The 26,254-nt window shown below is 37.3% G+C and carries 26 protein-coding genes and 1 pseudogene; 21 read left to right on the top strand and 6 right to left on the bottom strand.

Features of this window, described 5'->3' with window-relative positions:
- The 9 genes from rpmA to pheA all read left to right on the top strand — a co-directional run bounded on the left by rpmA (nucleotide 1) and on the right by pheA (nucleotide 9,806).
- On the top strand, nucleotides 1–291 hold the full coding sequence (gene rpmA, locus MKY90_RS22660) for a 50S ribosomal protein L27 (protein WP_000944957.1): 291 nt from the start codon (nucleotides 1–3) through the stop codon (nucleotides 289–291).
- Nucleotides 292–354: 63 nt separating this feature from the next.
- Nucleotides 355–903, top strand: a complete 549-nt coding sequence (locus MKY90_RS22655) for a sporulation initiation phosphotransferase B (RefSeq protein WP_002015377.1) — start codon at nucleotides 355–357, stop codon at nucleotides 901–903.
- Nucleotides 903–2,186: a GTPase ObgE gene (gene obgE, locus MKY90_RS22650; protein ID WP_002015378.1), complete on the top strand. Its 1,284-nt coding sequence runs from the start codon at nucleotides 903–905 to the stop codon at nucleotides 2,184–2,186. The genes MKY90_RS22655 and obgE overlap by 1 nt, the downstream gene beginning before the upstream one ends.
- Nucleotides 2,187–2,356: 170 nt before the next feature.
- Nucleotides 2,357–3,064 (top strand): response regulator transcription factor, encoded by a 708-nt coding sequence (locus MKY90_RS22645; RefSeq protein WP_002034150.1) that lies wholly within the window; start codon nucleotides 2,357–2,359, stop codon nucleotides 3,062–3,064.
- Nucleotides 3,054–4,136: a HAMP domain-containing histidine kinase gene (locus MKY90_RS22640; RefSeq protein WP_341092592.1), complete on the top strand. Its 1,083-nt coding sequence runs from the start codon at nucleotides 3,054–3,056 to the stop codon at nucleotides 4,134–4,136. Before MKY90_RS22645 ends, MKY90_RS22640 begins: the two co-directional genes overlap by 11 nt.
- 93 nt (nucleotides 4,137–4,229) lie before the next feature.
- Nucleotides 4,230–5,006 (top strand): ABC transporter ATP-binding protein, encoded by a 777-nt coding sequence (locus MKY90_RS22635; protein ID WP_002145597.1) that lies wholly within the window; start codon nucleotides 4,230–4,232, stop codon nucleotides 5,004–5,006.
- Nucleotides 4,981–6,894: an ABC transporter permease gene (locus tag MKY90_RS22630; RefSeq protein WP_341092590.1), complete on the top strand. Its 1,914-nt coding sequence runs from the start codon at nucleotides 4,981–4,983 to the stop codon at nucleotides 6,892–6,894. The genes MKY90_RS22635 and MKY90_RS22630 overlap by 26 nt, the downstream gene beginning before the upstream one ends.
- A gap of 49 nt (nucleotides 6,895–6,943) precedes the next feature.
- Complete coding sequence (locus tag MKY90_RS22625; protein WP_098167968.1) at nucleotides 6,944–8,857, top strand: ABC transporter permease; 1,914 nt, start codon at nucleotides 6,944–6,946, stop codon at nucleotides 8,855–8,857.
- 97 nt (nucleotides 8,858–8,954) lie between these two features.
- Nucleotides 8,955–9,806 (top strand): prephenate dehydratase, encoded by an 852-nt coding sequence (gene pheA / locus MKY90_RS22620; RefSeq protein WP_002167625.1) that lies wholly within the window; start codon nucleotides 8,955–8,957, stop codon nucleotides 9,804–9,806.
- A 112-nt stretch (nucleotides 9,807–9,918) separates the two neighbouring features.
- On the opposite strand, the gene MKY90_RS22615 is transcribed toward pheA, so the two are convergent.
- The 3 genes from MKY90_RS22615 to MKY90_RS22605 form a co-directional block, all read right to left on the bottom strand.
- Nucleotides 9,919–10,566, bottom strand: coding sequence for an MOSC domain-containing protein (locus MKY90_RS22615; protein WP_098167969.1), 648 nt, complete (start codon nucleotides 10,564–10,566; stop codon nucleotides 9,919–9,921).
- A gap of 84 nt (nucleotides 10,567–10,650) precedes the next feature.
- Nucleotides 10,651–11,193 carry a transcription repressor NadR gene (locus tag MKY90_RS22610; RefSeq protein WP_002034157.1) on the bottom strand — a complete coding sequence of 181 codons (543 nt, stop codon included), beginning with the start codon at nucleotides 11,191–11,193 and terminating at the stop codon, nucleotides 10,651–10,653.
- On the bottom strand, nucleotides 11,193–12,335 hold the full coding sequence (locus tag MKY90_RS22605; protein ID WP_002190770.1) for an IscS subfamily cysteine desulfurase: 1,143 nt from the start codon (nucleotides 12,333–12,335) through the stop codon (nucleotides 11,193–11,195). Before MKY90_RS22605 ends, MKY90_RS22610 begins: the two co-directional genes overlap by 1 nt.
- A 153-nt stretch (nucleotides 12,336–12,488) precedes the next feature.
- Here MKY90_RS22605 and nadB point away from each other — a divergent pair, with 153 nt between their 5' ends.
- From nadB to MKY90_RS22580, 5 genes and pseudogenes are all read left to right on the top strand, one after another.
- Complete coding sequence (nadB, locus tag MKY90_RS22600; protein ID WP_098167970.1) at nucleotides 12,489–14,018, top strand: L-aspartate oxidase; 1,530 nt, start codon at nucleotides 12,489–12,491, stop codon at nucleotides 14,016–14,018.
- Between the two features lie 19 nt (nucleotides 14,019–14,037).
- Entirely contained in the window at nucleotides 14,038–14,871 is an 834-nt protein-coding gene (gene nadC / locus MKY90_RS22595; protein WP_063218768.1) for a carboxylating nicotinate-nucleotide diphosphorylase, read from the top strand.
- A 30-nt stretch (nucleotides 14,872–14,901) separates the two neighbouring features.
- Nucleotides 14,902–16,008, top strand: a complete 1,107-nt coding sequence (nadA, locus tag MKY90_RS22590) for a quinolinate synthase NadA (RefSeq protein WP_341092585.1) — start codon at nucleotides 14,902–14,904, stop codon at nucleotides 16,006–16,008.
- A gap of 224 nt (nucleotides 16,009–16,232) precedes the next feature.
- Nucleotides 16,233–16,389 (top strand): annotated as a pseudogene (gene safA / locus MKY90_RS30455) (SafA/ExsA family spore coat assembly protein); the annotation flags it as partial.
- A gap of 1,826 nt (nucleotides 16,390–18,215) precedes the next feature.
- The gene (locus tag MKY90_RS22580) at nucleotides 18,216–18,860 is read left to right on the top strand and encodes a YhcN/YlaJ family sporulation lipoprotein (protein ID WP_016100589.1); all 645 of its coding nucleotides are present in this window, start codon (nucleotides 18,216–18,218) and stop codon (nucleotides 18,858–18,860) included.
- 32 nt (nucleotides 18,861–18,892) lie between these two features.
- Here the strand turns inward: MKY90_RS22580 and MKY90_RS22575 are convergent, their stop codons facing one another.
- On the bottom strand, nucleotides 18,893–19,327 hold the full coding sequence (locus tag MKY90_RS22575; RefSeq protein ID WP_063219503.1) for a hypothetical protein: 435 nt from the start codon (nucleotides 19,325–19,327) through the stop codon (nucleotides 18,893–18,895).
- A 433-nt stretch (nucleotides 19,328–19,760) separates the two neighbouring features.
- On the opposite strand from MKY90_RS22575, the gene MKY90_RS22570 reads away from it, so the two are divergent.
- Entirely contained in the window at nucleotides 19,761–20,276 is a 516-nt protein-coding gene (locus MKY90_RS22570; protein ID WP_063219502.1) for a BofC C-terminal domain-containing protein, read from the top strand.
- A gap of 11 nt (nucleotides 20,277–20,287) precedes the next feature.
- On the opposite strand, the gene MKY90_RS22565 is transcribed toward MKY90_RS22570, so the two are convergent.
- Nucleotides 20,288–21,232 (bottom strand): iron-hydroxamate ABC transporter substrate-binding protein, encoded by a 945-nt coding sequence (locus MKY90_RS22565; protein WP_215599326.1) that lies wholly within the window; start codon nucleotides 21,230–21,232, stop codon nucleotides 20,288–20,290.
- 189 nt (nucleotides 21,233–21,421) lie between these two features.
- Here MKY90_RS22565 and ruvA point away from each other — a divergent pair, with 189 nt between their 5' ends.
- From ruvA to yajC, 6 genes are read left to right on the top strand one after another with little or no spacing between them, the layout of a single operon-like run.
- Nucleotides 21,422–22,039, top strand: a complete 618-nt coding sequence (gene ruvA / locus MKY90_RS22560) for a Holliday junction DNA helicase RuvA (RefSeq protein WP_002088786.1) — start codon at nucleotides 21,422–21,424, stop codon at nucleotides 22,037–22,039.
- Between the two features lie 5 nt (nucleotides 22,040–22,044).
- Entirely contained in the window at nucleotides 22,045–23,046 is a 1,002-nt protein-coding gene (gene ruvB, locus MKY90_RS22555; RefSeq protein ID WP_000344470.1) for a Holliday junction branch migration DNA helicase RuvB, read from the top strand.
- On the top strand, nucleotides 23,043–23,243 hold the full coding sequence (locus MKY90_RS22550) for a DUF2905 domain-containing protein (RefSeq protein WP_000138161.1): 201 nt from the start codon (nucleotides 23,043–23,045) through the stop codon (nucleotides 23,241–23,243). Before ruvB ends, MKY90_RS22550 begins: the two co-directional genes overlap by 4 nt.
- Nucleotides 23,244–23,262: 19 nt before the next feature.
- Nucleotides 23,263–24,315, top strand: coding sequence for a tRNA preQ1(34) S-adenosylmethionine ribosyltransferase-isomerase QueA (gene queA, locus MKY90_RS22545; protein WP_002167633.1), 1,053 nt, complete (start codon nucleotides 23,263–23,265; stop codon nucleotides 24,313–24,315).
- A gap of 12 nt (nucleotides 24,316–24,327) precedes the next feature.
- Nucleotides 24,328–25,467, top strand: coding sequence for a tRNA guanosine(34) transglycosylase Tgt (gene tgt / locus MKY90_RS22540; RefSeq protein ID WP_002015319.1), 1,140 nt, complete (start codon nucleotides 24,328–24,330; stop codon nucleotides 25,465–25,467).
- A gap of 27 nt (nucleotides 25,468–25,494) precedes the next feature.
- Nucleotides 25,495–25,755 carry a preprotein translocase subunit YajC gene (yajC, locus tag MKY90_RS22535; RefSeq protein WP_002015317.1) on the top strand — a complete coding sequence of 87 codons (261 nt, stop codon included), beginning with the start codon at nucleotides 25,495–25,497 and terminating at the stop codon, nucleotides 25,753–25,755.
- Nucleotides 25,756–25,792: 37 nt separating this feature from the next.
- Here the strand turns inward: yajC and MKY90_RS22530 are convergent, their stop codons facing one another.
- Entirely contained in the window at nucleotides 25,793–26,176 is a 384-nt protein-coding gene (locus tag MKY90_RS22530; protein ID WP_098167974.1) for a TIGR04086 family membrane protein, read from the bottom strand.
- Between the last annotated feature and the right edge of the window lie 78 nt (nucleotides 26,177–26,254).

Raw genomic sequence — 26,254 nt, 5'->3', positions numbered from 1 at the left:
ATGTTAAGATTAGATCTTCAGTTTTTCGCATCTAAGAAAGGTGTAGGTAGTACAAAGAACGGTCGTGACTCTCAGTCAAAACGTCTTGGTGCTAAACGCGCAGATGGTCAAACGGTTTCAGGTGGTTCAATTCTTTACCGTCAACGCGGTACAAAAATTTATCCAGGTGTTAACGTTGGTCGTGGTGGCGATGACACTTTATACGCGAAAGTTGACGGCGTAGTACGCTTTGAGCGTCTTGGTCGTGACCGCAAACAAGTGAGCGTATATCCTGTTGCTCAAGAAGCATAAGAACTCACGGAAAACTCTAACCTGAGTGCAGGTTAGAGTTTTTCTATATTAAGGGGTATCTAAATGAATGAAAAATGGACAATTATAGATGCGTTGAGCCACTCGAGACATGATTGGCTCAATCGTTTGCAGATGGTTAAAGGAAATCTTTCCCTTGGAAAAGTGGAAGAGATTCATAGGCTCATCGATCGTTTTGTCCAAGAAGCGAGACAAGAATCCAATCTGATGGGGCTATCAATGCCTTTATTTTCAGAGTGGATTTTAACATATAATTGGAAACAGCAACCGTGCTTATTGGAGTACGAAGTATTAGGGAAATTACATAACTTATCTCATCTAGATGAGACTGTATGTACATGGACGAATCAGTTTTTCTTAATGCTTCAGCATAGTTTAGACGTATATGTTGAAAATTATGTTTGTATCACAATTGAAAGTGACGCGGAGAATGCTCGTTTCTTTTTTGATTTTCGTGGAAAGCTAACGAATGTAGAAGAACTACAAACGTGGCTTGCGAACGAAAACAATAAATGGTATTCCATTTCTTATACAGTACGAGACGAAGAAGTCTCAGTTATATTACAACTAATCGAAAAAAGTGTGGTGAAATAATGTTTGTAGATCAGGTCAAGATATATGTAAAAGGCGGCGACGGTGGTAACGGAATGGTTGCGTATCGTCGTGAGAAGTATGTACCTAAAGGTGGCCCAGCAGGTGGCGACGGTGGTAAAGGTGCAGATGTTGTTTTTGTTGTTGAGGAAGGCTTACGTACATTAATGGACTTCCGCTACCAACGTCATTTCAAAGCTGATCGCGGTCAGCACGGAATGAGTAAAGGTCAGCACGGTCGTAAATCTGAAGATTTAATCGTAAAGGTTCCACCAGGAACAATAGTGAAAGATGAAAAAACAGGTGAAATTCTTGCCGATTTAGTAACGCATGAACAAACAGCTGTAATCGCAAGAGGTGGCCGTGGTGGCCGTGGTAATTCACGTTTCGCAACAGCGACGAACCCAGCGCCAGAAATCGCTGAGAACGGGGAACCAGGTCAAGAACGTGATGTCACGCTAGAACTTAAAGTGCTAGCAGATGTTGGACTTGTTGGATTCCCAAGTGTAGGTAAATCTACATTATTATCTGTTGTATCATCAGCACGTCCGAAAATTGCAGAATATCACTTTACAACAATCGTTCCGAATCTTGGTGTTGTTGAAACTGGTGATAACCGCAGCTTCGTTATGGCTGACCTTCCTGGACTAATTGAAGGCGCACACTCCGGCGTTGGACTTGGACACCAATTCTTACGTCATATCGAACGTACACGTGTAATTGTACACGTTATCGATATGTCTGGTTTAGAAGGACGTGAGCCATATGAAGATTATGTCACAATCAATAATGAACTAAAAGAATACAATATGCGTTTAACTGAGCGTCCACAAGTTGTTGTTGCAAACAAAATGGATATGCCAGATGCAGAAGAAAACTTACAAGCATTTAAAGAGAAATTGGGAGACGAAGTGAAAATTTTCCCAATCTCAGCTGTAACGAAACAAGGTGTTCGTGACTTACTATTTGAAGTAGCGAACTTATTAGAAACAACACCAGAATTCCCAATGTACGATGATGTAGAAGAATCTGAAGCAAGTGTAATGTACAAATTTGAATCTGAATCTAATTTTGAAATTACACGCGAAAGTGATGGCACATTTGTTATTTCTGGTTATGACATTGAGAAAACATTCAAGATGACAGACTTCTCACGTGATGAATCTGTACGCCGATTTGCTCGTCAAATGCGTGGAATGGGTATTGATGAAGCCCTTCGTGCACGTGGTGCAACAGACGGAGATATTGTGAAAATTCTTGAATATCAATTTGAATTTATCGATTAAGACTGCCGAAATATGGCGGTCTTTTTTTTGTTATTTGAGTCCAGTAAAAACCCAATTCATATAGGTGAACCATAAGTCGATATAGGAAAAAATCCCCATTGATTAAAGTTTCAATTTATAATAGAAAAAGGAGTGATTTTAGAAGAATATTTTATGGGGAGAAAAGGAATATGTATAAAATATTAATTGTAGAAGATGATGAAAAAATTGCAGAGATATTAGAGGAGCATTTAGAAAGGTATGGATATCAATCTTTCAGAGTGAGCGATTTACGGCATATAAAAGATGAGTTTGTAAAAGTAAGTCCTCATCTTGTGTTACTTGATATTAATTTACCATACTTTGATGGCTTCTACTGGTGCCGCCAAATCCGCACTGTATCGAATGCGCCGATTATTTTTGTTTCTGCAAGAACAGGGGAAATGGATCAAGTAATGGCGATTGAAAATGGCGGAGATGATTACATTACAAAGCCATTCCATTTAGATATCGTAATGGCAAAGGTGAAAAGTGCACTCCGCCGCGGGTATGGTGAGTATGCTTTGGCCGCGGAAAGTGACTGCTTAGGTGTTAATGGATTGTTATTATTCCCATCACAGCACACAGTAGAGTGGAAAGGTCAACAAACGGAACTTACAAAAAATGAGTTTTATTTATTAGAATGTTTAATGAAACAAGCAAATCAATACGTGACACGTGAAGAGCTGTTAGAGGCTTTATGGGATGAAGTAGCTTTTGTTGATGATAATACATTAACCGTGAATGTAAAGCGTGTAAGGAAGAAACTTGAGGAGTTAGGCATTAAAAATGCAATTGTCACAAAGCGTGGGTACGGTTATGCTCTTCTTACTGAGTGGGGCGAAGGGCATGAAGGTTAAAAATTACCTCATAGAACGTTTTTCCTTAATCCTTTCTTACATTATAAGCCTTTGTTTATTTGGACTCGTATTGCAGTTGCAAAGCCTTTTAGAAAAGCGTGCGCTGGACTGGAGTACATGGTTATACGGACTTTTATTAGGGACAGTTGTGTTTAGTGTATACCTTATTTACGATTACCGAAAACGAAGTGTGTTTTTAAAGAGAATAGAACAGTATATTGCCGGTGGACATACATTACACGACTCTTTACTTATCGATACTTCTTATACGTCAGAACAAGAACTGGTCGTTGAAGCGTTTACGCTATTAAGGCAGCAATATATGAATGAAGTTCATAAACAGCATGCAAAAGAGCAACAGCAAATGATTTTTATGAACCAGTGGATCCATCAAATGAAAACACCAGTATCCGTTATTGAATTATTGTTACAGAAATACGGTAAGGAACACCGTGAAGCAAGGGGAACGATTGAAAGTATTCGTGAAGAAAATAACCGTATTTTAAATGGGTTAGATTTAGCGTTACATATGGCAAGGTTAGATCAATTTTCGAAAGATTATAAAGTAGAAGTAGTAAATGTTATAGAGGTCATTCGAGATATTATTAATGAAAATCGAAAGTCGTTCATTCAATCTTCTGTATTTCCGAAAATAATGTTTGAAGAAGAGACTTGTATGGTTGCGTCTGATAGAAAGTGGCTTAGTATCGCCTTGGGCCAAATTGTTGTGAATGCAATTAAGTATACAAAAATTTCAGAAGCAGAGAAAAAAGAAATTCAATTTCAAATTGAAGAGAAGGATCAAAAGGTATTACTACATATTAGAGATAATGGAATTGGTATTCCAGAGCAAGATGTAAAGCGTATATTTGATCCGTTCTTTACGGGAATAAACGGCCGTAAAACAAGGGAAGCGACAGGGATGGGTTTATATATTACGAGGGAAATCTGCGGTAATTTACATCATGGAGTGTATGTACAATCAACGGAAGGGGAAGGAACAACAGTTACGTTCCAATTTGCAAAAGATGAAGAATATCATACATTAATGAGAAAAATGACAAAACTGTAAGATAACAAAACGTTTTGTAAGGGAAATCACTCGTTTCTTTTTCTTATTTTTCTTATAGTAAATGTAAGAAGAAAACACGTAGGGGGATTAGAAATGAGTGTTCTTGAAGTAAAAGGGTTAACAAAGGTGTATCAATCAAAAGGTTCAGTAGCGACGACTGCTTTACATGATATAAATTTTAAAATTGAAGAGGGCGAATTTGTAGGAATTATGGGGCCTTCAGGGAGCGGGAAAACAACGCTTTTAAATTTATTAGCGACAATTGATAAGCAAACTTCAGGTCATGTGCTTGTAAATGGTGAAGAAATTAATCAAATGCGCGCTGCAAAATTGGCGGAATTCCGCCGTACACATTTAGGATTCATTTTCCAAGATTTCAACTTACTTGATACGTTATCCATTAAAGAAAATATTATTTTGCCGCTTGTAATGGCGAAGAAATCTGTAAAAGAAATTGATGCGAAAGTACTTGAAATTGCGAGGTTTTTAAACATCGAAGAAATTTTAAATAAAAAAGTATACGAAGTATCAGGCGGACAACAACAACGTGCAGCTGCTGCAAGGGCAATTATTCATGACCCAACATTAATTTTAGCGGATGAGCCAACGGGAAACTTAGATTCGAAATCAGCGAAATCATTAATGGGAGCACTTCAAGATTTACATGAGCAAAAGAAAGTAACGATTGCAATGGTAACGCATGATCCGGTAGCGGCTAGTTATTGTGAACGTATCCTCTTCATACGTGATGGAGAGATCTTCTCAGAAATACATAAAGGAAGAACGAAACAAGCCTTTTTCCAAGAAATTTTGGACGTACTTGCGATGCTAGGGGGGGAATATCATGAACTTTCGCCAGCTCGCGCTTAATAACGTAAAAGGAAATTGGCGTAATTATAAAGCGTTTCTTATTAGTAGTTGTTTATCGATTGTCGTATTTTTCATGTATGCTTCCTTCATTTATCATCCAGATGTCGTAAGCGGTAATATTAGTATGAAGACGATGATTACAAAAGGGTTAGAATCGATGAATTATATTGTAGTCATCTTCTCAGCACTCTTTATTTTATATGCGAATTCAACGTTTTTACGAGCAAGAAAAAAAGAATTTGGCTTATTAACGTTAATAGGTGGAACAAAGTCTCAGCTCGGCCGAATGATTATATTAGAGCAACTGATGTTAGGGAGTATTGCCATTGTAGTAGGTATTGGGATTGGAATGCTTTGTTCAAAACTTTTCTTCCAAGCACTCAGTGTCTTACTAAAAATTGATAAAACACTGCCGCTTGTGTGGAATGGAAAAGCAGTTCTTATTACAGTTGGCATATACTTTGTCCTCTTTTTAATACTATCATTGTTTAGTGTTTGGACAGTAGGCCGCTTGCAAATTATTGATTTATTAAGAGAGGCAAGAAAACAAAAAGTAGAACCTTTTGCATTTACATGGTTAGGGGTAGTTGGTATAGGCTGTATTATTGCTGCATATGTGCTTAGCTTCCAAGTGACATTTATGAATTTTATAATGCTGTTTTTACCGATTGTAGGGCTGACAATAGGCGGAACGTATTTACTGTTTACGCAAGGTAGTACAGTCGTATTAAAAGCACTGCAAAAAAGAAAACAATCTTTTTATACGTATCCAAATATGTTCGTATTTAGCAATCTTATTTACAAAATGAAAGATAATGCTCGTTTTCTATTTGTAATTTCTATCATTACGGCGGTTGTTTCTTCAGCAGTTGGTACACTGTACGTGTTCTTTGAGGATATGAGTTATAAAACAGTGGCTAGTGCTCCGCATGCTATTTCGTATGAAGAAAAGGGGGTAAATACGCATAACATCATTAGTGAAGGGAAAGCACAAGAACTAATAAAAAAACACGGATTTGAAGAAGCGCGAAAAGTAACGTATGTAAAACTTCCTGCAACTCAAAAGGTAACGATGTTTAACGGTGAACATGAGATGCCGTTAGGGATTATCTCTGAAAAGGAATATAATAAAGAAGCGCGTAAACAGAACGTGCCAGAAGTGCAAAATAAGCCGGGAAGTGCAACGATGGTTGTAGTTGATATGATGAATGATATTGTCAAGCCGGATCTTACGAAGCCATTTGAATTTAAATTGAACGGACAAAAACAGTCTATTAAGCTAAATAATCCAGTATCAAAGTCTGTTTTTAATGATGATGGCTATTTGATTGTGAATGATGAGGATTTTGTGAAATATTCACAGCTCGTAGCAGATGAAGAAAAAACAAAATATTATGGATATTATATTGAAGATTGGAAAGGAACAGAAAATCTTGTACTAGACTTAAAGAAAGAAATTGCACAAGAACAACAACAGAATTTCCACAATTCTATCCTTACGTATAAAGCGATAAAGGAGCAAGGAGCGATTACAATGTTCATCGGCTTCTTCGTAGCAGTACTGTTCTTCTTCTTTGCTTGTAGCATGACATACTTTAAATGGTTTAATGATAAAGAACAAGATCGTATTCAATTTAAGTCATTAAAAAGAATTGGTATGACAGATAAAGAAATTCGTAAAATTGCAATTCGACAAATGGGTGTTATCTTCTTTATCCCAATTTTAATCGGTACAATTCATAGTGGATTTGCTCTTCATACGTTAGGAAAAATGCTTTATATTGATTTGTGGAAATCAGGTGCGATAGTAATTGGAGCATATATTTTAGCTTCTACAATTTACTTTATGATTGCGCAAAGAGGATATTTAAAACACGTAAAAAGCTAGGGGAACCTCTAGCTTTTTACGTGTGTAGTAAGTTACAGGAGGACGATAGATGAACATTCGGCAACTAGCGCTGCAAAATATAAAGGGAAATTGGCGTAATTATAAAGTGTTTTTCTTAAGTAGTTGTTTTGCCATATTAGCTTCTTATGCATACATGTCTGTCATTGTACATCCGTATATGCAAGAGACGATGTGGTATCAAAATGTACGCTGGGGGCTTATCATATGTAACGTTATAATTATTTCTTTTTTCGTCATATTTATTTTGTATTCTACTTCTATTTTCATAGAAGCACGTAAGAAAGAATTAGGGTTATATATGTTAATGGGAGCAACGAAATCTAAAGTAATAGGAGTGATTATGACCGAGCAAATATTGATCGGAATTTTCGCTAATATTTTCGGTATTGGGCTTGGCATGATTTCTTTAAAACTCTTTTTTATGGTATTTAGTATGTTACTTCATCTTCCGAAAGAACTCCCTGTCATATTTGACATGAGAGCGATTGGTGTAACGTTTGTTACATATATGCTTGTCTTTGTTCTGTTATCTTTTATAAGTGCTTTACGTATATGGAATATAAAAATCATACGGTTATTAAAAGAATTTCGAACAGATAAACGAGAGAGGAAAACATCAAAGTGGCTTTGTTTATTCGGTTTTGCTTGTTTAGGGACGGGATATGCGTTAGCGCTACAAGTGACGATGACAACGATAGCATTATACTTTTTTCCGGTTGTTATACTCATTTCTTTTGGGACGTATTTTTCATTTACACATGGCGCTACACAAATATTAGAAGTGATAAAAAGAAATAAAAGGATTATGTATACATATCCGTATTTATTTATAGTGAATCAATTGTCACATCGAATGAAGGAAAATAGTCGCTTTTTCTTTCTGTTGTCTATGGCAACAACGTTTGTCGTTACGGCGACAGGTACGGTGTTCTTATATTTTTCTAGCATGCAAGATATGTGGCGTGGCGGAGGAGTACACTCATTTTCATACATAGAAAAAGGCACTTCTGCTCATGAAGTTTTCGAGAAAGACAAGGTTGAAAACTTATTACATCAATATGGATATGATGATTTTCAATATATGAGTTTTGTTGGAGTGTATGCATCTTTTCAGTCCAATAAGGGAGAAACAGAGGTAGCGCCGCTTATAAAGGAAAGTGAATATAATCAAGAGGCGAGAAAACAAAAACAGAAAACGTATCATCCTAAAAAAGGAACAGTTACACTTGTCTATTATAATAAACGCAATTATCCAAATGTATATAATCAAAAAGAGATTCAATTGCAAGTAATGAATCAAGCGTATCCATTCGCATTTAACGGTCAGAAAGAAGGGGTACAATTTAACTATCACCCTTCATACATTAATGGTCTGTTTTTTGTCATGAATGATGAAGATTTTAACAGTATAGCAAATACAATTCCGGATTCTGAAAAAATGATATATAGAGGGTATACATTACCAAATATCGAAAATACGAAGGAATTAAACGAAGCTTTACGGAAACATATGAAACATGATACAAATGATGCGTTTCGAAGTAATATGGAATTATATGTGAATATGAAAGAAGGTGGTGATATTACTCTATTTATAGGCTCATTCATTAGCATATTATTCTTCCTTACGTCATGTAGCATCGTATATTTTAAATGGTTTCATAATATTGCATCCGATCGAAAGCAGTACGGGGCGCTCTCTAAACTTGGAATGACGAAGGAAGAAGTGTGGAAGATTTCTCGTTGGCAATTGTGTATGCTATTTTTTGCGCCAATTATAGTAGGGAGTATGCATAGTGCAGTTGCGTTATATACGTTTCATAATACGATCTTTATGGACGGTTCATTAAGAAAAGTAGGCTTGTTTATTTTATTTTACATTGCTGCATGCATTATGTATTTCTTCTTCGCTCAAAGAGAATATAGGAAACATTTAGACTAGCAAATGCTAGTCTTTTTTAAATATTCGAAATTTACATAGAAGAATATTTAAAATTGTGGTATAACAGTAAGAAAACGAAAAAGAGAGGGAAAAGACGATGATTCGAGTAGGATATTTAGGACCAGAGGCAACATTTACAAATATGGCGGTGAGTCGTTTTTTTCCGGAAGCAGAGCATGTACCGTATCGAACGATTCCAGATTGTATTGATGCAGCTGCAAATGAAAATGTAGATTATGCGGTTGTACCGTTAGAGAACGCCATAGAAGGTTCAGTTAATATAACGGTTGATTATCTCGTACATGAGCAGCCACTTTCCATTGTAGGAGAAATTACAGTGCCAATTCAGCAACATTTACTCGTACACCCGCAGTACGAAGGAGTGTGGAAAGAAGTATACGCTGTGCATTCTCATCCGCATGCCATTGCACAGTGCCATAAGTTTTTAAATGAAGAATTAAAAGGAGTAACTGTTCGAGATATGACATCCACAAGTGCCGCTGCACAATATGTGAAAGAACATCCTGAAGAAAAAATTGCAGCTATTGCAAATGAAGCAGCGGCAGAAAAATACGGATTAACAATTGTAAGGCGTGATATTCATACGCATAAAAACAATCATACACGTTTCCTTGTTCTCCATAAGAAAAAGAAAGCAGTACTCCCAAATAACGGAGAAAACCGAGGAGAGAAAACGACGCTTATGATAACGTTACCTGCTGATTACGCAGGGGCACTATATCAAGTGTTATCAGCTTTCGCATGGAGAAAATTAAACTTATCCAAAATTGAATCGCGCCCGATGAAAACAGGCCTTGGAAATTACTTTTTCTTAATCGACGTCGACAAAGCATACGATGATGTATTATTGCCAGGCGTAACAATGGAACTTGAAGCACTCGGGTTTTCTGTTACTGTGCTGGGGAGTTATTCTTCTTATTGGTTGTAAGAGAGGTGGATGAACTGTCGATATTTCCATTCTAATCGCTGATATAATTTTATCGGATAATACATTTTGTGATAGATAAATAGAATCCCACCTATAAATGGTGGGATTCTATTTATTTTAACTTCGCAAGACGATCCTCTAACTGACCACGCCAAATCTCGGCTAGTTCTGGAACAGCAAGAACCTTCTCAATGCCATCTTTATCTTTCCTATTATGAAAATAAATTTCGTTAGAGAACAAAACAGATACATTGTTTGATGGACGCTCTAATAATGTAATTTTAGAATCTTGACGTACAGTACCTTCTTGAAGAACGCGGCATAAATAACCAGTATATCCAGTTGCTACAATGCGTGGCAAAATGCCAGGAATACCGAGACGTTTTGAAATTGTGCTACAAGGTACTCTCGCTTGTGTAACTTGAATGATTGCTTCGCCTAGTTGATATGTATCTCCGATGCATACATCACGCTCTAACATATTTGTTACGGTAATGTTTTCGCCAAATGTGGAAGCTGGAAGTGTAGTTTGAAATTCCTCTTCCCATAGTGCGTAATGCTCGTGTGGGTACACACAAACTGCGCGATCAGGTCCCCCGTGGTGTTTTAAATCCGCTACATCATCACCACAGAATCCGTCTTTTGAGAGGAAGGCCTCTTCTGTAGGATCTTTACATATACCTGTTATCATTTCTTTATCTTCGCCATATTTCATTTGTTTCGGTTTACCAGTGCTAAAGTGAACGAGTTCAATTCCCATAGTGGATCTCCTTTACAATTGATTTCAATATTATATCACTAAAAAAGCACAGAGAATGATGAAAAACTCTGTGCTGTACATTAATTAATAAACGAGAAATCCAGCTCGATCTAGTGCCTCACAGGCAGCATCTAATTTCTCTTTAGAATCTGCTTCGATTGTATGTAAGTGAATACCATCTGTTAGTTGCGAAAGATAGGAAGCGTTTGTGTTTTCGATTTTTTGTAAATATTGTTCTACATCGAAGCGATTACTTACCATAATCGATGCTGTTAAGTCGCCGTATACAGGATGCTCAACTTTTACGTCTTTAATCGTAACGCCGTGGTCAACTAACATAGTAAGTTCTTGACGTACTTCTGCCGGTTTATGTTGGCATACGATTACGCGTTCGAAAGCTTGTTGTCTTGTTTGTGGCTTTAAATATAAATATCCTTGTGCAGTCGCAATAATTGGTTCATTTCGTGCTTTTAGTAAGGAAATGTCTTGAACGATAACTTGCCTACTTACGTTTGTCTTTTTAGATAGTTCATTCCCTGATAACGGTTCATTTGCAGCAAGAAGCCACTCAAGGATGAGTTGTCGTCTTTCTTCGCCTAAAATCTTTTTTTGATCATTTTGTTTCATTATGATTTAACACCTCTATAAAATTGATTTCCAATTGTGTGTAGTGCATGAATAGTTGTATCAATTTGTTCTTTCGTTGTGTGATGTCCGAAAGAAAAGCGGACATATTGTTTTGCCTCTTCATACGTTTTTCCAATTGCAAGCATTGTTTTTGAAGGGTCTTGTTTACCTACTTGGCAAGCACTTCCAGTTGAAATGGCTATACCATGACGGTTACATTCTAACATTGTATACTGACCTTCTATTCCTTTTATTGTAACCCCAATAATATGTGGTAAACAAGAAGTAGAATGTCCTTTCACTTCAATTTCTAGAGGAAGTGTTTGTAATTGCTCTAAAAAATAAGATCGTAATTGTTTAAAACGAAAGCTCTCTTCCTTTTGATTCTTTAATATATGTTCTGCGGCTGTTAAAAAAGCAGCGATTCCAGGAACGTTCACTGTACCAGGGCGAAAGCCTTTTTCATGAGAAGTTCCTGGAAATACTTGTTCCCAGCGAACTTGGGGATTTATATAGCAAGCTCCAACTCCTTTTGGTCCGTATATTTTATGGGCTGAAACAGAGAGGCTATCAATCTCCATCGCTTTAACGTCTATTGGAAGTTTACCAAACGTTTGAACACAATCCGAATGAAATAAAACATTATATTTTTTTAAAAGTGCTCCGATCTCTGCAATGTTTTGAACGGTCCCGATTTCAGAGTTTCCGTGCTGTATACTTGCTAGAGCAGTATCTTCTGTAATAGCTGCTTCTAAATCTACTAAATGAATTATCCCACTTTTATCAACAGGAATCTCAGTAATAGTATAACCTTGCGATTGTAAGGATTGAAAATAACTTCGAATCGATGCGTGTTCCATAGGTGTCGTAATAATGTGCTTTCCATTTCTAGCATTTAGAAGGGATTGAATCGCAAGGTAGTTAGATTCTGAACCGCCGCTTGTAAAGAATACACCTTGTTCCTTACCCCCAATCATTTCTGCAAATGTTTCTCTACAAACTTGCAATAAAGATGATGCGCTTCCGCCGATATCGTGTAAACTTTGTTCATTTCCGAAATATTTCTTTGCTGCTTCTACATATGTTTCTAAAGCTTCTTCGCTCATAGGTGTTGTCGCTGCATAATCTAGATATATCATCATGTAATTTCCTCTCTTCGGTAAGAGTGACATTTGTTTTCGTTTTTAGAATGGTAGTGAAAATAAGAATTGTAAAAAAACTCTTGTCATTATTTTAAAACTATGTAAATATAGGTGTCAAGACAGTTGGAAAGTGTAAAGTGGGAGGCAACAATTATGCCAAGTGCAGATGTCTTGATTATTGGAAGTGGCGTTGCGGCGCTTCGTGTTGCGAAAGAGCTTTGTCACGAAAAGAATGTGATAATTATCACAAAAAAAACAGGACGTAATAATAATACACATTTAGCTCAAGGAGGAATTGCAGCAGCAGTTGCTACATATGACGATCCGAGTGGGCATTTTGAAGATACATTAGTGGCAGGTTGCCATTATAACAACGAAGAAGCAGTTCGTTATTTAGTTGAAGAGGGACCGAAAGAAATAAGTAAGCTTATTACGAATGGAATGAAATTTGATGGGGATGAAAAAGGGATCCACCTTGGTAAAGAAGGGGCGCATCGAAAACGGCGCATTTTACATGCCGGAGGAGATGCAACTGGTAAAAATCTGTTAGAGCATTTAATACAAGAAGTAGTTCCGAACGTTACTGTCGTTGAGCATGAAATGGTGCTCGATTTTATTATAGAAAATAATAAATGCATAGGAGCTTTAACGCGAAATAGTGAAGGGAAGCTGAAGCGTTACTATGCTGATAATACGGTGTTAGCATCAGGAGGAATAGGTGGTTTGTACGCCTTTACATCGAATGATGAGACAATTACAGGCGATGGACTTGCGATGATATATCGAGCTGGGGGGGAACTTGTTGATTTAGAATTTGTACAATTTCATCCGACGATGTTATACGTGGACGGGCGATGTTGTGGTCTCGTTTCTGAAGCAGTCCGTGGTGAAGGAGCTGTCCTTATAAATGGAAAAGGACAGCGTTTTATGATGGATATACATCCCGGGAAAGATCTCGCACCACGTGATGTAGTGGCAAGGGCTATTCATGAACAACTTCTTGCAGGTGAAAAAGTGTACTTAAACATCGAAACCATTCAAAACTTTGAACAACGTTTTCCGACCGTCTCATCATTATGTAAAAAGAATGGTATTGATTTAAAAGAAAATTCTATTCCGGTCGTACCGGGCGCTCATTTTCATATGGGCGGCGTGAAGACGAATTGTGACGGAGAGACGTCCATTTCAAACTTATATGCGGTCGGTGAAGTGGCTTGTAATGGAGTTCATGGTGCGAATAGATTGGCGAGTAATTCATTATTAGAAGGTCTTGTGTTTGGAAGACGAATAGGAAAACACATTTTAGCTAAGCCAGCAGAGGAAAGAAAAAATGTGCTGGAAGAGAGAGGGAAAAGTTTTATAGCTCTTAATGATTTACCGTTGAAAGAAGAAATACAAGAATGCATGATGAAATATGTTGGGATTGTGCGAACTGAGAAAAATTTATCATATGCTCAGAGATGGTTTAGTAGGTACGGTGTGCGAAATATGATCTTACAATATGATGCACTTACAAATGAAGAGATAACGCTTATTAATATGTTAACAGTTTGTGAGCTTATAACAGTATCAGCTTTGCAAAGAGAAGACAGTGTTGGTGGTCATTATCGCATTGATTATCCAGAAAGAAATAGCGTAAAAAAAGAGATTATCCGAGTGAGAAGAAAACTACAACTTGTTTAATAAGGGGAAGAGGGGTTTTATGAATACGTTAAAAGTTAAGGAAGCATTAAATCGATTTTTTCTAGAAGATATAGGAGAAAGAGATGTAACATCTCAGCTTATCTTTCCCGATAATGCACTTGCGAAAGGAACGTTTCTTGTAAAGGATACAGGGGTATTTGCAGGGTGCTTAGTAATTGAAGAAGGATTTAAATTAATTGATCAGAGAATTGAAGTTGAACTTCATAAAAAAGATGGGGATCTTGTAGAAAAAGGCGAAATAATTGCAACCGTGCAAGGCCCAATCGCATCATTATTAACGGCAGAGCGCGTTATATTAAACGTTATTCAGCGTATGAGCGGGATAGCGACGATGACACGTAAGGCGGTTTTTGCTTTAGATAGCAGTCATACACGCATTTGTGATACGAGAAAAACGATGCCAGGACTACGTATGTTTGATAAATATGCTGTAGTATGCGGGGGCGGATTTAACCACAGATTCGGTTTATATGATGGTGTCATGATTAAAGACAATCATATTGCTTTTGCTGGCTCGATTACAAAAGCTGTTACATCGGTGAAAGAAAGATTGGGACATATGGTGAAAGTAGAAGTCGAAACAGAGACAGAGGCGCAAGTAAGAGAAGCAGTAGAGGCCGGTGCAGATGTTATTATGTTCGATAATCGTACGCCAGAAGAGATTCGTGAGTTTTCAAAAATTGTACCAAGTGTCATCGTTACGGAGGCTTCAGGTGGTATTACAATTGAAGATTTATCAAAATACGGAAAAACAGGGGTAGATTATATTTCACTTGGAGCGTTAACACATTCAGTGAAAGCACTTGATATTAGTTTTAATATTGAGGCCTAATGAGAGTGGTTTAGAGGGGGAGAATCATAAATGGGTATTTTAGAGAAAGTTCAGCCAATCGAAGTAATGTTACTAGAGCGTTATCAAACGATGTCTACATTAGAGATGGAAGAGCGTGTCCGTGAAATTAAAGAAAAAATGGGGGCATTACTATTTATTCCAGGACATCATTATCAAAAAGATGAAGTGGTGCAATTTTCAGATGCAGCAGGGGACTCACTTCAACTCGCGCAAGTTGCAGCGAATAATAAAGAGGCAAAATATATTGTGTTTTGTGGTGTGCACTTTATGGCAGAAACGGCAGATATGTTAACGACAGATGATCAAATTGTCATCTTACCAGATATGCGTGCCGGCTGTTCTATGGCAGATATGGCAGATATTGAACAAACAGAAAGAGCGTGGAAAGAGCTCGCGAAATTATTTGGGGATACGATGATTCCATTAACGTATGTAAATTCAACAGCTGCGATCAAAGCGTTTTGTGGTCGTAATGGAGGGGCAACAGTAACCTCTTCTAATGCAAAACAAATGGTGTCTTGGGCGTTTACACAAAAAGAGCGTCTCGTCTTTTTACCAGACCAACATTTAGGAAGAAATACAGCGTATGATTTAGGTATTCCGTTAGAAAAAATGGCAGTGTGGAACCCGCATACAGATTCATTAGAGTACGATGGAGATATAGAAGAAATTCAAGTGATTTTATGGAAAGGCCATTGTTCTGTTCATCAAAACTTCACTGTGAAAAATATTGAAAATGTGCGAAAAAATCATCCGGATATGAATATTATTGTTCACCCTGAATGTTGTTATGAAGTGGTTGCTGCTTCTGATTATGCAGGATCAACGAAATATATTATTGATATGATTGAAGCAGCTCCGGCGGGAAGTAAGTGGGCGATTGGTACAGAGATGAATTTAGTGAACCGAATTATTCAGCAACATCCAGATAAAGAAATTATTTCGCTAAATCCGTTTATGTGTCCTTGCTTAACGATGAACCGAATTGACTTACCTCACCTGTTATGGGCACTTGAGAACATAGAAAGAGGAGAACAAATTAACGTTATTCGTGTAGAGAAACAAGTAACAGAAGAGGCAGTTCTTGCATTAAATCGTATGTTAGAGCGCGTTTAAAGCAGCGGGATTTCCGTTGCTTTTTTTCGTACATATAATCATAACAAGGATGAAATAGGCATACATTGTGTTGAGGAAATCATTGCGGTTTTTCTATGCTTATTCCACTTCGAATCATATTGAAAATAGAAGAAGTGATAAAAGTAAAAGAAGTTAATGTTGTTTAGAAAGTGTTACTTCAAAGTGTTTTTACTTATAGATAAGTTATACAGGAGGGGGAAAATTTGAAAATTCATATCGTGCAAAAAGGGGAGACCCTTTGGAAAATTGCAAAAAAGTACGGAGTGGATTTTGAAACGCTAAAAAAAACAAATACACAGCTTAGCAATCCAGACCTAATTATGCCAGGGATGAAAATTAAAGTGCCATCGCATAGCGTTCATGTGAAACAACAAACTGGATCGGGTTCAGCGCCCCCGAAACAATATGTAAAAGAGGTGCAGCAAAAAGAGTTTGCATCAACACCAACGCCACTTGCAATAGAAGATGAAGATGAGATCACGTATCAATCAACACCTATTACACAACAACCAGCTATGCAACAAACGCAAAAAGAAATGCAGATAAAACCGCAAAAAGAAATACAGGTGAAGCCGCAAAAGGAAGTGCAAGTGAAGCCACAAAAAGAAGTGCAAAAAGAAATTCCGATTCAAAAAGAGAAGCCAGTTGAAAAGCCGCCTGTCATTCAAAAACCACCTGTTGTAGAGAAAGTAGAAAAACTAAAACCTACTACGAAAGAAAACACTAAATTTTCTATCAATGTATTACCGCAGCCGCCGCAACCACCAATTAAAGCGAAAAAAGAATATAAAATTTCAGACGTAATAAAAAAGGGAAGCGAGTTAATTGCTCCTCAAATTAATAAAATGAAACCTAACAATGTCATTTCTCCGCAAACGAAAAAAGACAATATAGGAAACATAGTGTCACCGCAAGTGAAAAAAGACAATATAGGGAATATAGTGTCACCGCAAGTGAAGAAAGAGAATGTAGGGAATATAGTGTCACCGCAAGTGAAGAAAGAGAATGTAGGGAATATAGTGTCGCCGCAAGTGAAGAAAGAAAATGTAGGGAATATAGTGTCGCCGCAAGTGAAGAAAGAGAATGTAGGGAATATAGTGTCGCCGCAAGTGAAGAAAGAAAATATAGGGAATATAGTGTCGCCGCAAGTGAAGAAAGAAAATGTAGGGAATATAGTGTCGCCGCAAGTGAAAAAAGAAAATGTAGGGAACATAGTCTCACCAAACGTATCAAAAGAAAGTGTTATTATCCCGCAAGTAATACCGCCTAATATTCAAGTGCCGAATATAATGCCAATAATGGATAACAATCAACCACCAAATATAATGCCAATAATGGATAACAATCAACCACCAAATATAATGCCAATAATGGATAACAATCAACCACCAAATATAATGCCTATAATGGATAACAACCAAATGCCAAATATGATGCCGATAGTGGATAACAATCAAATGCCGAACATGATGCCAATAATGGATAACAATCAAATGCCGAACATGATGCCAATAATGGATAACAATCAAATGCCGAACATGATGCCGATAATGGATAACAATCAAATGCCGAACATGATGCCGATAATGGATAACAACCAAATGCCAAACATGATGCCGATAATGGATAACAATCAAATGCCAAACATGATGCCATATCAACAGCCAATGATGCCGCCATATCCGCCGTATCAGCAACAAAATCCATACAATCAAATGCCGTATCAACAAATGGCGCCGCAATATACTTCTATGCCAAATCCAAATATTATGCCAATGGATAATAATATGCCGCCACTCGTGCAAGGTGAAGAAGATTGTGGATGCGGAGGAGAAAGTAGGTTATATAGTCCACAACCGGGTGGACCACAATATGCTAATCCTTTATATTATCAACCAACTCAGCCAGCATATGCACCACAGCCAGGAACGATGTATTATCAGCCGGACCCACCAAACGTATTTGGAGAACCAGTTTCAGAAGAAGAGGACGAAGAGGAAGTTTAAAAAAAGGTGGGGTTATTCCCACCTTTTTTGTATTCGTGATAGTCAGGAATATGGTGAATTTACATTAAGTGCTAGAAAATTCCTAGTGAAATATTAACAGTGTAAAAAAACTCTCTGTTACTCATCATAAGGGGGAGCTTTTCGAAAGAGAAGTTCATTCTAACAGAGGGGGTTTTTGTATTGAATACGAAAGTAAAAGTTATTGCTGCTTCTTTGTTAGTTACCAGTGCATTAGCTGCATGTGGTACACCAAAAGATAATAATGCGATGGATGGACGTAACTATAATTACGAGCGTACATCTTATAATGATACACACCGATATAATGATAATGTAACGCGTAACGATCGTTATACAGATTATGTAACATATAGAAACGGTCGTAATGACGCAGGATCCAACTATTATCGTGATGTAAATTACAATGGGCAAATTGCTAATCCACACCCAACTCGTAATATTACAATGAACAATTCATACATTAACAATGATGGTAAAACTGCGGAGAAAATTACGAATCGTGTGAAACGTATGAATAACGTAGATCGAGTTTCTACAGTTGTATATGGAAACGATGTAGCGATTGCGGTAAAACCACGTAATACAGCGACGAATGAAACAGCGATGGCGAACGAAATTCGTCAAGCTGTTGTGAATGAAGTTGGAAATAGAAACGTATATGTTTCTGTAAGAAATGACATGTTTACTCGTGTCGATGCAATGAGTACGCGTTTACGTAACGGCACAGCTACAAACGATTTTAATCGTGACATAACAAATATGTTCCGAGACATTCGTTACGGCCTGACTGGTACTATGCGATAACAAATCAAAGAGGAAGGGATAGCCCTTCCTCTTTATTCATCTTCGTCTTGTAAACGTCGTTTTTTTATAAAATAACTAACGGAGTAAGACGCTAAAAAGCATATGAAGAGAATACCACCTGTTAAAATAGCTTCAAATAGAGGTCTTTCTGGACTGAAAATGATATAAATAATAGCCATGATAATTCCTACAATAAGAGAGCGTAAAATAATTTTGTAATAAGGAGTTAACTTTATTTCCTTTTCGCTTTCTTCTACATCGATAGAAACGCTTAATTGTAAATAACTAAGTACAATACTTGTAAGAATAAATAATAACCACAATGGAGATTTCGTAATTTGATCCATTCCTTCTGTGAATCCGATATAGCCTAAAATTCCGATTATACCAATTGATTGAAAAAGAAAGGCAATGCGTATGTTTTTTAACGTTTGAAGTATGAGGCGTTCATCTTTAATTTTTTTCAAGGCATTCATCCCCTGTTTATATTTATAGTATTAATTGTAACATATATATTACATTAATCAATTTATAATTTACATAAATTTCAATTGGTTGAAAGAGGAAGAAAAATATATTTAGAAATATATTGCGCTTCTACCTTGTTAATGTTATATTAGCAAAGCGATGAGCTAATTTACGTAAGTCGAGAGATATGCTTAAGTGCTAAACACGCGAATGTGGTCGCCTGGTCTTTCGCCGTAAACGCATCAGACGCCTGCTTTGCAGGCGTCTTTCATTTTATATAAAAGTAAATGATACATGCAGATGAGGATTAACCCTTATCTGCATTTTTTATTTTCCTTAGAAATTTAATGCTATTGTTTATATGGATAAAACCCCCATTTCCGGAAAAGCTACAAATGAAAGTATGATTTTGCCTAGAAGAGGTGAACGGAAATGAAATGGATGCTAATTGCAGTGCAAGCTTTCATTGTGATGTTTTGCTTAGCTTATGGATCCGGTGTGAGGGCAGAAGTAGTAGAAAAAGAACCTCAAGTTACAATTTTATTAGAGCGCATGTATGTTGATGGAGAAGTAAGTGAGGAAATACTGACAGAAAAAGTAGCGGATTTAGAAAAGTTTTTGCAGCAATATAAAGAATGGCAACTTGTTGATCGTGATGATGTGCAAATCGTATTACAAAGGAAAGTTGATGATATTTCTCCTTTACTGAAAACGAGCGGTTATTTTGGTGTTTCAGAGGAAGGGATATTGCAAATTTTTAAAGGGGTACCGAAAAGTGATAACGCGATCCATTCCTTCTTTCAAATTGATATGAAAAAGCTTGAGAGTTATGAGCGAGCAAAACTAAAGCGTGGTATTCGTATTAAGTCAAAAGAAGGATTCGTGAAGACAATCGAAAAAATGAAGCAATACGCAGTGCAAAATAATAAAAAAAGCAGCTCAGGGTGAGCTGCTTTTTCTTATTTATTCTTAGCTAAAATCTCTTTTGCGATTTCATCAATTAGCATATCTTTTCCGATTGGATTGAATGCTTTCGTATTGAAGGCTTCATTCGATACTTCATATACGTGATTGTTTTTTACTGCTTTATTATCTTTCCAAACCGCACTGTTTTTATAGTCTTCGTACACTTTATCAGCTTCTCCGCCGAAGTTTACAATAAACATTTGATCAGGCTGGAATGCAACAAGACCTTCTAGTGATACTTGTGCCATCGTTTGTTTTAAATCTGTACCTTTTGTTGCTGGAAGCTTTAAGTCGTTAAAGATGATGTCACCGTATCCGAAGCTACCGTATACACGGAAGTTTTGTGGTGTAACTGCAACGAACATAAAGTTCTCATCTTTTGTTTTCTCTTTAATTTTTTTAGATAAAGAGTCTGCTTTTTTATCGTAATCTGCAATCCATTTGTCTGCTTTCTTTTCTTCGTCAAATAGTTTACCTACTTCTTTAAACTTACCGCGCCAGTCTTCTAGATTTGTTTCCAGAACAACTGTCGGTGCCACTTTTTTTAGTTGATCATAAATTTTCAATTGACGATTGTTTAAAATAATTAAGTCTGGTTTTAAAGCAGTAACAGCCTCTAAATCAACTTTAGGTGCCCAATACCAGCCAACTGCTTTTACTCCGTCTAACTTTTCAGTTAAATGATTTTGGATTTTATCTTTATATGTGTTTGCTGTGCCAACAGGTTTATGTCCAAGGATTAATAATTCCTCTGTTGATCCAGATAAATCAACAATTCTCTTTGGATTAGCTGGAATTGTTGCTTCCCCTTTAGCATGTTTTACAACTTTTGTTTTCGGTTGTTCTTTTGTTTTTTCTTCTTCTTTTTGAGAAGAACAGCCAACGATAGAAAGAACAACTAGCATGATAGTAAATAAAATAAATAGCTTTTGTTTCATCCTGATGTAACCCCTTTAATTAATATTGATAATCATTATTGACTCCTGTATAGTAATGTTCTTTTTGTATTTATGTCAATAGAAAAAAACGGAAATTGTAAACGGGGAACATTTGTTGGGGCAGTCTCGCTTTTCTATTGTTAAATATGTTAAAATGGAATACATGATTTGAGAGGGAGAGATCGTATTTTGTTTGAATATGTTACAGGTTACGTGGAGTATGTAGGACCGGAATATGTCGTAATTGACCATAATGGAATTGGTTATCAAATTTTCACACCAAATCCGTATGTATTTCAAAGAAGTAAGCAAGAAATCCGTGTCTATACATATCATTATGTGAGAGAAGATATTATGGCACTTTACGGTTTTAAAACACGTGAAGAGCGTTTATTATTTACAAAATTGTTAGGTGTATCGGGGATTGGACCAAAAGGCGCTCTTGCAATTTTAGCTTCTGGTCAAACCGGACAGGTCGTTCAAGCGATTGAACATGAAGATGAGAAGTTCTTAGTGAAGTTCCCGGGCGTCGGAAAGAAAACAGCGCGCCAAATGATTTTAGATTTAAAAGGAAAATTAGCAGATGTTGTACCAGATGCGTTTGTTGATTTGTTCTCAGATACTGAAAGTTTTGATACGAAGAAAGGTTCATCAGTTGAACTTGATGAAGCACTGGAAGCACTGCGTGCACTTGGCTATGCAGAACGAGAAGTCTCTCGCGTTGTACCAGAGTTATTAAAAGAATCACTAACGACGGATCAATATATTAAAAAGGCACTTAGTCTTTTACTAAATGGTAAGAGGTGAGTATAATGGACGAACGTCTCCTTTCAGGGGAATCTGGATACGAAGATGCGGATTTAGAGTATTCATTACGGCCACAGACGCTCCGTCAGTACATTGGCCAAGATAAAGCGAAACATAATTTAGAAGTGTTTATTGAAGCGGCGAAAATGCGTGAAGAAACGTTAGATCACGTACTTTTATATGGCCCACCTGGACTTGGTAAAACGACGCTTGCGAATATTATTGCCAATGAAATGGGTGTTAACATTCGAACGACGTCAGGTCCCGCAATTGAAAGACCAGGAGATTTAGCAGCTGTATTAACAGCGCTTCAGCCAGGAGATGTATTATTTATTGATGAAATTCATCGTTTGCATAGATCTATTGAAGAAGTGCTATACCCAGCGATGGAAGACTTTTGCCTTGATATCGTTATTGGGAAAGGACCATCAGCTCGCTCTGTACGCCTAGATTTACCTCCATTTACGCTAGTTGGGGCAACGACGCGTGCAGGTGCATTATCAGCACCACTTCGTGACCGTTTCGGTGTACTTTCACGATTAGAGTACTATACAGTAGATCAGCTTTCTGCGATTGTAGAACGCACAGCAGAAGTGTTTGAAGTTGAAATAGATTCGTTAGCTGCATTAGAAATTGCAAGACGTGCCCGTGGTACACCTCGTATTGCGAATCGTCTATTACGACGTGTACGTGACTTCGCACAAGTTCGCAGTGACGGAACGATTGCGATGGAAATTACACAAATGGCGTTAGAACTATTACAAGTAGATAAATTAGGACTTGATCATATCGACCATAAATTACTGCTTGGTATTATTGAAAAGTTCCGCGGTGGTCCAGTTGGATTAGAAACTGTTTCAGCAACGATTGGGGAAGAATCTCATACGATTGAAGATGTGTACGAGCCGTATTTATTACAAATTGGCTTTTTACAAAGAACGCCAAGAGGCCGGATCGTAACACCGCTCGCATATGAGCATTTCGGAATGGAGATGCCCAAAGTATGACGGAGATGCCAAAGTTGCTTATTACAGCTGGTATTTTGCTCATTGTTGTTGGATTAGCTTGGAAGTTCATAGGAAGGCTTCCAGGCGATATTTTTGTGAAAAAAGGTAACGTTACCTTTTATTTTCCTATCATTACATGTATTGTGTTAAGTATTGCATTATCTTTCATTATGTATATAATAAATCGATTCAAATAAGAAATAGGTGGATACAGTTATGGATATTAATCTGTTTGATTTTCATTTACCAGAAGAACTCATTGCACAAATTCCGCTTGAAGAGCGTGAAACATCAAGATTGATGGTGTTAGACCGTGAAACAGGAGATATTGAGCATAAACATTTTACAGACATTCTTTCTTACTTACAAGAGGGGGATTGTTTAGTTTTAAATGAAACGAAAGTGATGCCAGCTCGCTTGCACGGTGTGAAAGAAGATACAGGTGCACACATTGAAGTGCTTCTTTTGAAACAAGAGGAAGGCGATAAGTGGGAAACGCTTATAAAGCCAGCGAAGCGTGTAAAAGAAGGAACTGTCATCTCTTTTGGTGAAGGGAAGTTAAAAGCAACTTGCATTGGAACAGCAGATCAAGGTGGGCGTCAACTTGAGTTTTCATATGACGGCATCTTTTATGAAATTTTAGACGAGCTTGGAGAAATGCCACTTCCTCCATATATTAAAGAGACGCTAGAAGATCGCGATCGTTATCAAACGGTATATGCGAAGGAAATCGGTTCAGCAGCAGCACCGACGGCTGGCCTTCACTTTACAGAAGAGTTACTTGAGAAATTGAAGCAAAAAGGCGTCGGGTTAGCATTCATTACACTCCATGTAGGACTTGGAACTTTTAGACCAGTTTCTGCAGATACTATTGAAGAGCATCATATGCACGCAGAGTATTACCATATGTCTGAAGAGACTGCGGCGTTATTAAACCGCGTGAAAGAGAATGGCGGCCGTATTATTACTGTAGGTACGACATCAACTCGTACGTTAGAAACGATTGCGACAGATAATAGTGGTAAGCTTTGCGCAGCTTCTGGCTGGACAGATATTTTTATGTACCCAGGATATGAATTTAAAGCAATTGATGGTTTAATTACAAACTTCCATTTGCCGAAATCAACATTAATTATGCTTGTAAGTGCATTTTCAAATAGAGATAATGTACTTCATGCTTATAATGAAGCAGTAAAAGAAAAATATCGTTTCTTTAGTTTCGGTGATGCAATGTTCGTTGCATCTCACGCTAAAATGAGAAACAAATAAAAGGAGTAAATTATGACAGCAATTCGTTATGAATTTATTAAAACTTGTAAACAAACGGGTGCGCGTTTAGGTCGAGTGCACACGCCACACGGCTCATTTGATACACCGACATTTATGCCAGTTGGTACACTTGCAACAGTTAAAACAATGTCACCAGAAGAATTAAAAGCAATGGATTCTGGCATTATTTTAAGCAATACGTATCATTTATGGCTACGTCCAGGCCACGAAATTATTCGTGAAGCAGGTGGCTTGCATAAGTTTATGAACTGGGATCGTGCAATCTTAACGGATTCAGGTGGATTCCAAGTATTTAGCTTAAGTGATTTCCGACGTATTGAAGAGGAAGGTGTTCATTTCCGCAATCACTTAAATGGCGATAAATTATTCTTATCTCCAGAAAAAGCGATGGAAATCCAAAATGCATTAGGTTCAGATATCATGATGGCATTTGATGAGTGTCCACCGTTCCCAGCTACTTTTGAATACATGAAAAAGTCGGTAGAGCGTACAAGCCGCTGGGCAGAGCGTTGCCTAAAGGCGCATGAACGTCCACAAGATCAAGGTTTATTCGGTATTGTACAGGGCGGGGAGTTTGAAGAACTTCGTCGTCAAAGTGCGAAAGATCTTGTTTCAATGGACTTCCCTGGCTATGCTATCGGCGGTCTATCTGTTGGTGAACCGAAGGATATTATGAATCGTGTTCTTGAGTTTACAACACCACTTCTTCCTGATGATAAACCACGTTATTTAATGGGTGTAGGTTCTCCTGACTCGTTAATTGATGGTGCGATTCGCGGTGTTGATATGTTTGACTGTGTACTTCCAACTCGTATCGCTCGAAATGGTACATGTATGACAAGTGAAGGCCGCTTAGTTGTGAAAAATGCGAAATTCGCTAGAGACTTCGGGCCGCTTGATCCGAACTGTGATTGCTACACATGTAAAAACTATTCTCGTGCGTACATTCGTCACTTAATGAAATGTGATGAAACGTTCGGAATTCGTTTAACGTCTTATCACAACCTTCATTTTCTGTTAAACTTAATGGAGCAGGTGAGACAAGCTATTCGTGAAGACCGTCTTGGCGATTTCCGCGAAGAGTTCTTTGAACAGTATGGCTTTAATAAACCGAATGCTAAAAACTTCTAATACATAATTTAAAAGGAGGAACACAAGATGAATGCAGGTATGATGAATATCGTTATGATTGTTGCGATGTTTGCGATTTTCTATTTCTTATTAATTCGCCCGCAACAAAAGCGTCAAAAAGCAGTTGCACAAATGCAAAATGAAATCAAAAAAGGTGATGCTATCGTAACAATCGGTGGTTTACACGCTACAATCGAATCAGTGGATGAAACAAAAATTGTTGTTAAATCTGGTGGTGCACACTTAACTTTCGATCGCAATGCGATTCGTGAAGTTGTGAAAAACTAATGATGAAGGCCCTGCATGAAATGTGCAGGGCCTTTTTTTAACTATTTTGTTTTGACATATTTACACCGAAAATACCTCCGAGTGTACTCGCACCCATTAATGCTAATTGGTAGAGTAACTGTGAGTTCGATAAAGTTTGAGAGAAACCTAAATAGTTAACGAGAAAGACGAGAATAGCGAATGTAAGGCCTGTTGTGAAACCTACTAGCCATCCTTTTCCTTGTGCCTTTTTACCAGCAATAAATCCAGACATAAGCATAGATAGAAGGGCTAGTATAAAAATAGTAATTACTAATGTCCCTTCATTAATATTCGTAAATTTTAATAAAAGAGCCATGATCATACTTGTAATAGATGCGAGGATTAATAGGGTAATAATACCGAAGCCGATTGCGCTCGATAATTTTTTCGTTCCATCCATTATGCATTCCCCCTTTTTAATACAAGCATATTTTCATTTTGTTTAAGTTAGACTAGTTTCTTTTTTTGTAGGGGAGCC

The sequence above is a fragment of the Bacillus sp. FSL P2-0099 genome (genome assembly GCF_038007445.1).
Taxonomy (GTDB): Bacteria; Bacillota; Bacilli; order Bacillales; family Bacillaceae_G; genus Bacillus_A; species Bacillus_A mycoides.
Note: the sequence above shows the minus strand (reverse complement) of the source record. Positions and strands in the feature narration are given on the sequence as shown.

Bases quoted from the DNA above. Each gene is read 5' to 3' on its own strand.
- rpmA (WP_000944957.1), top strand. From the start codon at position 1: ATGTTAAGATTAGATCTTCAGTTTTTCGCATCTAAGAAAGGTGTAGGT.
- MKY90_RS22655 (WP_002015377.1), top strand. From the start codon at position 355: ATGAATGAAAAATGGACAATTATAGATGCGTTGAGCCACTCGAGACAT.
- obgE (WP_002015378.1), top strand. From the start codon at position 903: ATGTTTGTAGATCAGGTCAAGATATATGTAAAAGGCGGCGACGGTGGT.
- MKY90_RS22645 (WP_002034150.1), top strand. From the start codon at position 2,357: ATGTATAAAATATTAATTGTAGAAGATGATGAAAAAATTGCAGAGATA.
- MKY90_RS22640 (WP_341092592.1), top strand. From the start codon at position 3,054: ATGAAGGTTAAAAATTACCTCATAGAACGTTTTTCCTTAATCCTTTCT.
- MKY90_RS22635 (WP_002145597.1), top strand. From the start codon at position 4,230: ATGAGTGTTCTTGAAGTAAAAGGGTTAACAAAGGTGTATCAATCAAAA.
- MKY90_RS22630 (WP_341092590.1), top strand. From the start codon at position 4,981: ATGAACTTTCGCCAGCTCGCGCTTAATAACGTAAAAGGAAATTGGCGT.
- MKY90_RS22625 (WP_098167968.1), top strand. From the start codon at position 6,944: ATGAACATTCGGCAACTAGCGCTGCAAAATATAAAGGGAAATTGGCGT.
- pheA (WP_002167625.1), top strand. From the start codon at position 8,955: ATGATTCGAGTAGGATATTTAGGACCAGAGGCAACATTTACAAATATG.
- MKY90_RS22615 (WP_098167969.1), bottom strand. From the start codon at position 10,566: ATGGGAATTGAACTCGTTCACTTTAGCACTGGTAAACCGAAACAAATG.
- MKY90_RS22610 (WP_002034157.1), bottom strand. From the start codon at position 11,193: ATGAAACAAAATGATCAAAAAAAGATTTTAGGCGAAGAAAGACGACAA.
- MKY90_RS22605 (WP_002190770.1), bottom strand. From the start codon at position 12,335: ATGATGATATATCTAGATTATGCAGCGACAACACCTATGAGCGAAGAA.
- nadB (WP_098167970.1), top strand. From the start codon at position 12,489: ATGCCAAGTGCAGATGTCTTGATTATTGGAAGTGGCGTTGCGGCGCTT.
- nadC (WP_063218768.1), top strand. From the start codon at position 14,038: ATGAATACGTTAAAAGTTAAGGAAGCATTAAATCGATTTTTTCTAGAA.
- nadA (WP_341092585.1), top strand. From the start codon at position 14,902: ATGGGTATTTTAGAGAAAGTTCAGCCAATCGAAGTAATGTTACTAGAG.
- MKY90_RS22570 (WP_063219502.1), top strand. From the start codon at position 19,761: ATGAAATGGATGCTAATTGCAGTGCAAGCTTTCATTGTGATGTTTTGC.
- MKY90_RS22565 (WP_215599326.1), bottom strand. From the start codon at position 21,232: ATGAAACAAAAGCTATTTATTTTATTTACTATCATGCTAGTTGTTCTT.
- ruvB (WP_000344470.1), top strand. From the start codon at position 22,045: ATGGACGAACGTCTCCTTTCAGGGGAATCTGGATACGAAGATGCGGAT.
- MKY90_RS22550 (WP_000138161.1), top strand. From the start codon at position 23,043: ATGACGGAGATGCCAAAGTTGCTTATTACAGCTGGTATTTTGCTCATT.
- queA (WP_002167633.1), top strand. From the start codon at position 23,263: ATGGATATTAATCTGTTTGATTTTCATTTACCAGAAGAACTCATTGCA.
- tgt (WP_002015319.1), top strand. From the start codon at position 24,328: ATGACAGCAATTCGTTATGAATTTATTAAAACTTGTAAACAAACGGGT.
- yajC (WP_002015317.1), top strand. From the start codon at position 25,495: ATGAATGCAGGTATGATGAATATCGTTATGATTGTTGCGATGTTTGCG.
- MKY90_RS22530 (WP_098167974.1), bottom strand. From the start codon at position 26,176: ATGGATGGAACGAAAAAATTATCGAGCGCAATCGGCTTCGGTATTATT.